Annotated in this window: 8 protein-coding genes and 1 tRNA gene; 5 read left to right on the plus strand and 4 right to left on the minus strand. The window is 66.2% G+C overall.

What is annotated here, in order from left to right; all coding sequences use genetic code 11:
* Positions 1–106 precede the first annotated feature (106 nt).
* The 4 genes from QJT82_RS15915 to tsaD all read right to left on the minus strand — a co-directional run bounded on the left by QJT82_RS15915 (position 107) and on the right by tsaD (position 4,146).
* Positions 107–520 carry an EVE domain-containing protein gene (locus QJT82_RS15915; protein WP_028342057.1) on the minus strand — a complete coding sequence of 138 codons (414 nt, stop codon included), beginning with the start codon at positions 518–520 and terminating at the stop codon, positions 107–109.
* 144 nt (positions 521–664) lie between these two features.
* Entirely contained in the window at positions 665–1,792 is a 1,128-nt protein-coding gene (locus QJT82_RS15920; protein ID WP_028342058.1) for an alpha/beta hydrolase, read from the minus strand.
* Between the two features lie 114 nt (positions 1,793–1,906).
* The gene (locus QJT82_RS15925) at positions 1,907–2,884 is read right to left on the minus strand and encodes an NAD(P)H-dependent glycerol-3-phosphate dehydrogenase (protein WP_028342059.1); all 978 of its coding nucleotides are present in this window, start codon (positions 2,882–2,884) and stop codon (positions 1,907–1,909) included.
* Between the two features lie 188 nt (positions 2,885–3,072).
* Positions 3,073–4,146, minus strand: a complete 1,074-nt coding sequence (gene tsaD, locus QJT82_RS15930; protein WP_028342060.1) for a tRNA (adenosine(37)-N6)-threonylcarbamoyltransferase complex transferase subunit TsaD — start codon at positions 4,144–4,146, stop codon at positions 3,073–3,075.
* A 174-nt stretch (positions 4,147–4,320) separates the two neighbouring features.
* Between tsaD and QJT82_RS15935 the strand changes: the two genes are divergently transcribed.
* The 5 genes from QJT82_RS15935 to QJT82_RS15955 form a co-directional block, all read left to right on the plus strand.
* The gene (locus QJT82_RS15935) at positions 4,321–5,052 is read left to right on the plus strand and encodes a uroporphyrinogen-III synthase (RefSeq protein ID WP_028342061.1); all 732 of its coding nucleotides are present in this window, start codon (positions 4,321–4,323) and stop codon (positions 5,050–5,052) included.
* A gap of 120 nt (positions 5,053–5,172) precedes the next feature.
* On the plus strand, positions 5,173–6,432 hold the full coding sequence (locus QJT82_RS15940) for a hypothetical protein (RefSeq protein ID WP_028342062.1): 1,260 nt from the start codon (positions 5,173–5,175) through the stop codon (positions 6,430–6,432).
* Between the two features lie 20 nt (positions 6,433–6,452).
* Positions 6,453–8,201 carry a heme biosynthesis HemY N-terminal domain-containing protein gene (locus tag QJT82_RS15945; protein ID WP_028342063.1) on the plus strand — a complete coding sequence of 583 codons (1,749 nt, stop codon included), beginning with the start codon at positions 6,453–6,455 and terminating at the stop codon, positions 8,199–8,201.
* Positions 8,202–8,310: 109 nt separating this feature from the next.
* Positions 8,311–8,386, plus strand: a tRNA-Thr gene (locus QJT82_RS15950).
* A 502-nt stretch (positions 8,387–8,888) separates the two neighbouring features.
* Positions 8,889–10,139: hypothetical protein (locus QJT82_RS15955; protein ID WP_281446647.1), on the plus strand; the 1,251-nt coding region annotated here is incomplete at its 3' end.

The raw sequence follows: 10,139 nt of genomic DNA on the forward strand, positions 1-10,139 counted from the left end.
AATGTTCATTGTTGAGACGACCTGGAGCCGCAGCGCGCTCCAACAATGCTCGCCTGTGGTTATGGGTCCCTGCTTTCGCAGGGACGACAGCAGAGTTCGTGAGCCGCTACAGCCCGCCCATCTTGCAGACGTATTTCCATTCGTCCGCGGTCACCGGCTGCACCGAAAGCCGTGAATACTTCACCAGCGCCATGTCGGCGAGCTTCTTGTCCGCCTTGATCGCGGCCATCGTCACCGGCGTCTTCAGCGGCTTGTCGGCCTTGATGTCGACGCAGACGAACTTGCCGGTCTTGTCGGTCGGGTCGGGATAGGCTTCCTTGATGATCTCGGCGATGCCGACGATCTCCTTGCCCTCGTTGGAATGATAGAAGAACGCCTTGTCGCCCTTCTTCATGTTGACGAGATTCTGCCGGGCCGTGAAGTTGCGCACGCCGGTCCAGGCTTCGCCCTTCGCGCCCTTGGCGACCTGATGGTCCCACGACCAGACCGACGGTTCGGATTTCACCAGCCAGTAATTCATCGCAACTCACCCCGTTCGATTGCGCTGCAATCTACAGCGACGTGGATGCCCGCGACAAGCGCGAGCACCCGATCCAGAGCGTTTTCAAGCGAAGTGGATGCCGGTTCGCGTGAAGAAAACGCGTCAAATCAAGAAGCGCGGCACTTACTGTTTCAAATATCGATCGAAGAACCTGGCGATGTCGGTGAACGCCTCCTTCGTCTCGGGCGCGTCGACATTGAACTGGTACTGCGCGTGGGACTGCCCCTCATAGACATTGAGATCGGCGATCACGCCGGCGCGGCGCAATTTGCGATGCGTGCGAACCGTGTTGCTGAGGAACAGATCGCGCGTGCCCGACGTCAGGATGGTCGGCGGGAAGCCCTTGAAGTCACCATAGATCGGCGAAATGTAGGGATTCTTCAGGCTGGTGCCGTTTGCATAAAGCCTGGCGGCGCGGCCGAGCCAGCCGTCCCAGGTCACCAGCACATTGTCGACCCATTCATTGCTCACGTAGCTGTCGCCGATCTTGTCGATATCGGACCAGGGCGTGCCCGGCGCGATGGCAGCCGGCAGCGGCAGCTTCTCGTCCTTCGCCCGCAATACCATCGCGAGCGTCATCGCCCCGCCCGTCGACGTGCCGAAGATCGCCAGCCGGCGGTGCTCGTGCGATTTCAGAACTTCCTTCCACACCGCCATCGCGTCGTCCATCGCGGCCGGATAGGGGAAGTCCGGCGGCATCCGGTAGTCGACCGAGAGGACCTTGAAGCCGCCAAAGCCCGCCATCATGATGGCTTCCGGCAACGCGGCTTCGCCGGGGCCGAACACGTAACCGCCGCCATGGACGTGGATCAGCAGGCGTCGCCTGTTCTCGAGCGCGATCTTGTTCGGGGTGACGATGTAGCAGTGCACGCCGGCAAGCCTGGTTTCCTCGACCTTGACGCCGAGCTTCGCCTTCAGCGCCGGAACACCCGCGATCAGAAGCTTGGCGCGGCGATCGATCAACTCCTTCCATTCCGCCGGGGTTTTGGGGTCGGCATTGAAATGCGGCGGATAGGGCGTGCCGATCATTGCCTGCATCTCGGGAGACACGTCGGCGGTCGGATTGCCGATCGATTTGAGCGGCGCGACCCGCTTGCCGTTGTCGGCATTGGCGGCGGCCTCGCTCTTCGCAAGGTCGTCGTAGGAGGTTGCGGTCTGGGCGTGGGCTATAGTGGACGAGGCGGCGAGGGCGACGGCAACGCTGATCGAGAGAAGGCTGATCGAAAGGATGGCGCGATGCGGTTGACGCATGGGTTTTCCCTTGGGATCCGTTTTTCGATTTGTTGGACCGGGATCCGACGGTTCGCCACGCTAGTACGCCGCGCATGGATCGTGAAGCTCCGCCACGCGCGACCGTGACGTGCGTTACTCGGCCTTGAACGGCCGCGTCAGCAGGCCTTCGATCGCGGCATCGACGGTCAGCCGGTCGCTCAGGATCGCGGCGACCGCGTTTGACACCGGCATGTCGACCTTTTGCGCGGCGGCGAGCTCGCACAGCACAGGTGCGGTGAACGCGCCTTCGGCGAGCTTGCCGATCGGTGCGGCTTCACCGCGCCCGAGCGCGAGGCCTAGCGCGAAATTGCGCGATTGCGCGGTCGAGCAGCTGAGCAGGAGATCGCCCAATCCCGACAGGCCCGAGAGTGTCTCGGTGCGGGCGCCGCAGGCGCGGCCCAATCTTGCGAGCTCGCTGAAGCCGCGTGTGGTCAGCGCGGCGAGCGCGGAGGCGCCGAGATCCTTGCCGACCACGATGCCGGCGGCGATCGCCAGCACGTTCTTGGCCGCGCCGCCGATCTCGACGCCGCGCACGTCGGTGGTGTGATAGGGCCGGAACGTCGCCGAGCCGAGCGCCTGGACCAGCGCGCGTGCCAGCGCTTCGTCCCTGGTGGCCAGCGTGACGGCGGTCGGCAATCCGCGTGCGACGTCGTCGGCAAAGCTCGGCCCCGACAGGATCGCGGGTACGGCGCGCGGCGCGGCTTCCGCGATCACCTCGGTCATGAATTTATGCGTGCCGTGCTCGATGCCCTTGGCGCAGGCGACGACAGGCGTGTCGGGTTTGAGATGCGGCGCAAGATGTCCAACCGCCGCGCGCAAATGCTGCGCCGGTGTCACGGCCAGGATGATGTCGGCGTGTGCCGCGGCGGCGATATCCGACGTCACGGCGATACCGGGATGAAGCTGGACACCAGCCAGCCGCGGATTGACCCGCGTCGCCTGGATCTGCGCGGCATGCTCGGCGTTGCGCGCATACAGCGTCACCTTGCGCCCGGCGCGCGCCGCGACATCGGCCAATGCCGTGCCCCAGGCGCCGGCACCGATCACGCTGACTGACATATGCGCGGGCATCAGGCGGGCCTGTCTTCGCTCCCTCTCCCCGCTCTTGCGGGGAGAGGGTTGGGGTGAGGGGCTTTATCCGCGAGCGAGCCGAGTGTTGAGACCGGTACCCCCTCACCCGGATTGCTGCGCAATCCGACCTCTCCCCGCAAGCGGGGCGAGGTGCGACGGTGCCTGATGCGCGCTCCGTCGTACATTGTTCAGTATCCGGCGCGGCTGTTGGCGTAGCCGGCCGGCGCCTTGGCGTTGGCGTCGAGCAGCCAGCGCGCGCGCGGCGGCGCCTCCATCGTGTCGGTGAGGCCAAGCGCCATCCGCTCGGCACCTGCCCAGGCGATCATCGCGCCATTGTCGGTGCAGAGCGCCGGCGGCGGGATGATCAGCGTGGTCTGCGCCTTCGCCGCGACCTCCTGCAGCGCGCTGCGGATGGCATGGTTGGCGGCGACGCCCCCGGCCGCGACCAGCGCGCGCGGCGTGCCGAACCGCTCTTGAAACAGCTTTAGGCCGACGCTCAGCCGGTCCGCGGTCGATTCCAGCACCGCGGCCTGGAAGCTCGCGCAGAGATCGCTGACGTCCTGCGGCTCGAGGGGCTCCAGCCGGCTGGCTTCATTGCGCACCGCCGTCTTCAGTCCCGAGAGCGAGAAATTCGCATCGGGGCGGCCGAGCATCGGACGTGGAAAGGCAAACCGCGTCGGGTCGCCGCCGGCCGCCGCGCGCTCGACCTCCGGTCCGCCGGGATAGGGCAGCGACAGCATCTTCGCCACCTTGTCGAACGCCTCGCCCATCGCGTCGTCGACCGTGGTGCCGAGCCGCACATATTCACCGACGCCGACCACGGCGACGATCTGGGTGTGTCCGCCCGAAGCAAGGAACAGGCAATAGGGGAACGCCAGCGCGCAGGTCAGCCGCGGCGTCAGCGCGTGCGCCTCGAGATGGTTCACCGCGATCAGGGGCGTATCGTGTACCATCGCGATCGCCTTCGCGGTGGTGAGACCGACGATCACGCCGCCGATCAGGCCGGGTCCCGCGGCTGCCGCGACCGCCGACAATTGTCGGTAGCCGACGCCGGCCTCCTTCATGGCGGAGGCGACGATGCCGTCGAGCAGGTCGACATGGGCGCGCGCCGCGATCTCCGGCACCACGCCGCCGAAGCGGGCGTGCTCGTCGGTCTGCGAGCGCACGACGTTGGAGAGGATTTTCGCCTGCCCGTCAGCCTGGCGCTCGACCACGGCGGCCGCGGTTTCATCGCAGGTGGTCTCGATCCCCAGCACCAGCATCGGTGGTTCGTGTCCCAATTTCGGTCCTTGTGCTACGAGCATGATCCGGACAGGCCGGAACCGGTTTCCGGAAAGATGATGCTCATCAAAATGTCCGCTCCGGGGTAGCATTGCGAGGTCTTAAAGTGCAATCGGTCGCCAACGTCCAATTTATACGGCTGGAGGCCTGAAACCCTGACAATCCTTGTCACACGACCGCATCCGGACAATGACGCGACGCTCGCGACGCTGCGCCAACGCGGCTTTGACGCCCTGTCGGCGCCGGTGCTGCGCTTCGAGCCGGTGCCGTTCCGCGGCGACGACGATGCGGATTATGATGCCGTCATCCTGACCAGCGCCAATGCGCTGCGCGCCGTCGACCTCGCTGCCAGCCGCTTGTTGCGGCTGCCGCTGTTTGCGGTCGGCGCGCACACCGCGGATGCGGCGCGCGCCGCGGGCTTCGACAAGGTGATCGTGGCGAAGGGCGATGCAGTCTCGCTGCGCAATCTCGTGCTGGCACGGGTCAAGGCCGGCGAACTCGACGCATCGGCGACGCTGCTCTATCTCGCCGGCGCCGACCTGTCGCGCGATCTCGCGGGCGAGCTCGGCGAGCGCGGGCTCAGCGTCGTCACCCACACCACCTACCGGATGGCGCCGGTGGCCGGCTTCCCAAGGGAAGTCAGCGACGCCTTCATGGCGAACCGGATCACCGCGGTGCTGCACTATTCCCGTCGCAGCGCGCAGGCCTTCCTGGACACGGTACGCGCCGACGGAATCGAGATTTCGGCGCTCGCCTTGCCGCAATGCTGCATCTCGGCGGCCGTCGCCGCGGTGCTCCATGACGCCGGCGCGACCAATGTGGTGGTGGCGGCGCGGCCGGACGAAAATGCCCTGCTGGAGGCGCTCGGCCGCACCCTGCGGCCGTGACCGGAATAATTCTTTCGTTTGACCATGATGTTAGGCGATGCTCGGTTATTCGGATCGTGCTCTAAGAACCTGGGCCGATTCTGGTAGAGTATGCGGCCAGCAGTTTTGAGGACCCCCGCGATGGCTGAAGAAAGGCCAGACGACCCAGGATCTTCGCCGGATTCCCGGCCCAAGCGCGCGCCGCCGACCATCGATCTTCAGGCGACCGAAATCTCCAGCGAACCGCCGAAAACGGAGGGGGCCGAGGAAGCCGCCAAGGAGGCCGACCAGGATGCCGGCAAGGCGTCTGCGGACGCGGCGACGCCTGGGGCCGAGCCCCACGGCGACGCCGCACCGCAGGCGGAGCCGCAGCCCGAGACCGCCTCCGCGGCGCAGGACGCCGAACCGGCGCGGCCGGTGTCGCCCTGGGTGGTGGCGCCGGTATCAGGCGCGGTCGCCGCGGCGCTGGTGATCGGGGTTGGCTGGCTGCTCGGCTGGCCCGTCGTGCAGCCGGTCCCCGCACCGCAACCCAATGCCGCCATCGACCAACTCGGCACGCGCCTGAGTGCGCTGGAATCGAAAGCCGGCAGGCCGGTCGCGCCGGCCGCCGATCCCGCGGCGACGGCGCGGCTGGAGGCACTCGACAAATCGATCGCCGCACTGCGCACCGAGCTCGCCGCGACGCGGGCGCAATCCGACAAGCTTGCGGCGGCCGCCAATGACGCGAAGGCCGCGCCGCGCGATGGCGCGGCTGCGCCTGATATCTCCGGCATCACGGCGCGTATCGACAAGGTCGAAGGCGCGGTGAAGGCGCAGGGCGCCGCGATCGCCAGGCAGGACGGCAAGATCGCGGACACCAAGGCCGAGGCGAAGGCCGACGATGTGCCGCTGCGCCGCGTCGTCGCGGCATCGCTGCTCGACGTCGCGGTGCGTCACGGCGATCCCTATGCCTCCGCGCTCGAGGCCGCGAAGGCGCTGTCGGATGATGCCGAGGTGCTGAAGCCGCTCGAGACGTTCGCAAGGTCGGGCGTGCCGAACCCGAACGCGCTGTGCCGCGAGCTGATCGAGATCGTGCCGAAACTTGCGCCGCCTCCGCCTGAAGCTGCGGCGGCCAGCGCCGGGCTGGTCGATCGTCTGAAGGCCGGTGCCTCCACGCTGATCCAGATCGAGCGGACCGACGGCACGGGGACCGATCGCGGCAGCATCGTCGCGCGCGTGACATCGGCCGCCCTGCATAATGACCTTGCATTGACCGAGCGTGAATTGAAGTCGCTGCCGCCGGCGGATCGCACGGCGGCGCAAGCCTGGCTCGCCAAGGTGGACGCGCGCCGCGCCGCGCTCGACGCGTCGCGTAAATTTGCCGACAACGCCATGGCGGCGCTCGCCACGGTCAACCAGTAAGTCTTTGCAATAGGTCTTTGATGATCCGGATCATTCTGTTCCTGCTGCTGATCGCGCTCGCTGCAGCGGGTGCGGCCTGGATGGCCGATCAGCCCGGCGATCTCGTGCTGAATTGGGGCGGCTTGCGGCTGACGTCCAAGCAGCCGATGTACCTGCTCGGCCTCGTCGTCGTCGCCGCGATGGTCGCCGGCGTGATCCTGCGCGGGCTCTGGAAGATTCCCGGGCACGTCCGCCGTGGCCGGCGCGAGCGCCGCCACGCCCGAGGCCGCCACGCCATCACGCAAGGCCTGCTCGCGATCGGGCATGGCGATTCCGCAGGCGCCCGCGCGCATGCCGAAGTGGCGCGGCGCCACGCCGCAAACGATCCGCTGGCGCTGCTGCTGCACGCGCAATCGGCGCAGCTCGACGGCGATCGCGACGGCGCGCAGCGCGCCTTCCGCGCCATGGCCGAGCGCGAGGATACGCGACTGCTTGGATTGCGCGGTCTGTTCATCGAGGCGCAGCGCGCCGACGATCCGGTTGCGGCCGTGATGATCGCCGAGGAAGCGCTGAAAATGTCGCCGTCGTCGTCATGGGCCTCGCATGCGGTGCTCGGCTTCTGCTGCGCTAAGGGCGATTGGGCCGGCGCGCTGTCGATCATCGACAACAACCAGAGCGCCGGGCTGATCGACAAGGCGACCTATCGGCGGCAGCGTGGCGTGCTGCTGACGGCACGGGCGCTGGAGTTCGAGACCGTCGATCGCGACCTGTCGCGCTCGAGCGCGATGGAGGCGGTCAAGCTGGCGCCGACGCTGATCCCGGCCGCCGTGCTCGCAGCGAAGTTCGAGAGCGAGGCGCATCAGGTGCGTCGCGCGATGCGCATCGTCGAGACCGCGTGGCTGGCGCGGCCGCATCCCGATCTCGCCGACGCCTATTCGCATGTGCGGCTCGGCGATTCCGCGCGCCAGCGCCTGGTGCGGGTCGAGACGTTGGCGGCGAAAACACCTGGACATATCGAGGGCGCGCTGGCGATCGCGCGCGCCGCGATCGATGCGGCCGAGTTCGCCAAGGCGCGTGCGGCGCTCGAGCCGTTCATCGCGGCGCCGACGCAACGCGTCGCGCTGTTGATGGCCGAGATCGAGCGCACCGAGCATGGCGACAGCGGCCGGGCGCGGGCCTGGACCTTGCGCGCGGTGCGCGCGCTGCACGATCCGGTCTGGACCGCCGACGGCTATGTCTCGGACCGCTGGCGTCCGGTCTCGCCGGTCACCGGCCGGCTCGACGCCTTCCAGTGGCAGACGCCGGTGGCGGCGCTGCCGTCCGACAAGGGCCATGCGATCGAGCCTTCGCCGTTCGAGGAGGCGATGCTGGCGCCGCGCCGGGTCGAGCCGCCAAAGGAACTGGCCAGCGAGCCGGTGGACGCCAAGCCAGCTGAGCCGGCCGAGATCAAGCCGGTCGAGATCAAGCCCTTGGAGCCGGCCGCGCCGACGGTACAGGACAACGCCCCGCTGCCGGCGGCCATCGAGGCCGAGCCCGCCCCAGCCCCGGCCGAGCCCGCCGCGCCGGCCGCCGAATCGGCGCCCCCGGCGCCTGCCCCCCTGTTCCGGTCGAGGGCCGACCTGCCCAAGGCGGCGCCTGCGCCCATTCCGGCCGTAATCCCGATCGTCCGGGCTCCCGACGACCCCGGGGTCGACGAGGACGGCCCGGTGGACGAATTTGCGGAACAAATCGGCCCGCCCAAGGCCCAGGTGGGCGGTTGGCGCGGATTTCTGTCACGTTTGGGAAGCTAATTCGCGGTTAGGTAACGGCTGTATGGTTCGATAACCGCGTTGTCCTTGCCAATCGGGGTCATGCCCGATATCAGGTGGCGCGAATGATCAGGCCGTTGCCGAACGGTTCGCCGCAATAGCTCAGTTGGTAGAGCACGTCATTCGTAATGACGGGGTCGGGGGTTCGAGTCCCTCTTGCGGCACCATTTTTCACACCATCTCCCGCCTCGATGCGCAGGTGAGCTTTGCTCGCGCCGCACAATCTGCTCGTGATCGCAATCGCGACCAGTCCGGTGCTGCGAGCCCGGTTGTCCGTACCCTGTTGGCGAATGTGGCCCCGGGATGGGTCAGGACGCCGCACAACCCCGGCGGGAGACGCGAAAGCACGAAGAAAGCGCCGCTCAACCCCGCTCAACCCCGGTAGTATCGATGTGGTGCACACCCGCGCCGAGACGGCGCGGTATTCAGATGGGTCGCGATGAGCGTGGCGAGGTCAACGCGCATGCCGATCCGGAACACGCGTCACGTATCCGCCGGTAGTGACTCGAGCGCCACACCAACCGAACTCTAGCGTGCAAGCCGACTAAATGATTGGTGAGATGAGACGCGACATAGAGCAGAATGACCGTCGCGGAATCGATGTTCGTTGATTGTGCGTTTTTCGTGCGGAAGACTTAGTGCCTGAAATACGATTGCCGGGGAATCACGTTGGGACCGAAGGATCGCGATAGCGAATTTCAACTACAGCTTGCCTTCCTGAGGGAGTTCCAACGCGCCCATAACCGCCCGCTGCGCGTCCTGCATATCGGCAATATCGCGAACAACGCCTACAACAATGCCTTGATTCAGCGGCGCTTCGGAATCGAAGCGGACGTCATTTGCTATAACTATTATCACGTCATGGGTTGCCCGGAATGGGAGGCCGCAAGCTTCGACGGCAACGTCGACAACATGTTCCCGGATTGGTGGGCCACCGAGTTGGGTGGTTGGCGGCGACCGGATTGGTTTGTGCAGGGCCCCGTTCTCGATTGCCTCTCGTACCTTCGTGCGAAGAACGCTGGCGACAGCGGAGCCGCAGCATTCTTTTGGACCCTGCTGCAGGCACGATATTGGGAGATGCTTGATGGCATCGCTGCCGCAGAGAGCCGGGTCCGTCCACCGATGCCGGAGCATCTGGCAGACACGATTTCAATTGCGCGCGATTTTCAGGACTTCCAGTCAAGTCAGGCATCCAGAATCCCGCAGCCTCTCGATCAGCCGGCCATCGTCCTGCCAGAGGCGGCCATAGAGCCTGAGTCTGCACTCTCCCGCATTTCGCCGGCCTCATCGAAGGCGGCCGCGCCAGATCCGCAGATTGAGCAGGGCCGAGCTCTCGCCGACGAATATCCAAATCCCGAAGGACCAGGCCGCCTCGTATCAACTTATCGCTCCCTCCTGACGAAGTACGTATTTGTTCATTTGCGGCGTGAGGCGGAAACCGGCGTTGTCGCCGGGCCGAGCCTAGCGGTCGCCATTTGGCGAGGTCAGAGACGCAGCCGCGGCTTGCCGCGCTTCGGCTTCGAGTTTCCCGCTGATGTCTTCACGATCTCAAATCCCGACGCCGCGACACCGACTGCAAGCGATAGCAATGAGGATAGGAAGATTCGCGATACGTCGTCACCAAATCCCAAAGGCCCAAGTCGCCTCACATCGATCTATCGCTCCTTACTGACGAAATATGTGTTTGTGCATTTGCGGCGTGAAGCGGAAACCGGAGCTGTCGCCTGGTCGAGCCTAGCGGTCGCAATTTGGCGAAGTCAGAGGCGCAGTCGCGGTTTGCCGCGTTTCGGCTTCGAGTTTCCTGCTGATGTCTTCACGATCTCAAATCCCGACGCCGCGACGCCGACTGCAAGCGATAGCAATGAGGATAGGAAGATTCGCGATACGTCGTCACCAAATCCCAAAGGCCCAAGTCGCCTC

Source organism: Bradyrhizobium sp. Mp19 (assembly GCF_029952935.1).
In the GTDB taxonomy this organism is placed as follows: Bacteria; Pseudomonadota; Alphaproteobacteria; order Rhizobiales; family Xanthobacteraceae; genus Bradyrhizobium; species Bradyrhizobium elkanii.

Excerpts from the sequence above, each read along its gene's own strand:
- QJT82_RS15915 (WP_028342057.1), bottom strand. The coding sequence starts at position 520 with ATGAATTACTGGCTGGTGAAATCCGAACCGTCGGTCTGGTCGTGGGAC.
- QJT82_RS15920 (WP_028342058.1), bottom strand. The coding sequence starts at position 1,792 with ATGCGTCAACCGCATCGCGCCATCCTTTCGATCAGCCTTCTCTCGATC.
- QJT82_RS15925 (WP_028342059.1), bottom strand. The coding sequence starts at position 2,884 with ATGCCCGCGCATATGTCAGTCAGCGTGATCGGTGCCGGCGCCTGGGGC.
- tsaD (WP_028342060.1), bottom strand. The coding sequence starts at position 4,146 with ATGCTGGTGCTGGGGATCGAGACCACCTGCGATGAAACCGCGGCCGCC.
- QJT82_RS15940 (WP_028342062.1), top strand. The coding sequence starts at position 5,173 with ATGGCTGAAGAAAGGCCAGACGACCCAGGATCTTCGCCGGATTCCCGG.
- QJT82_RS15945 (WP_028342063.1), top strand. The coding sequence starts at position 6,453 with ATGATCCGGATCATTCTGTTCCTGCTGCTGATCGCGCTCGCTGCAGCG.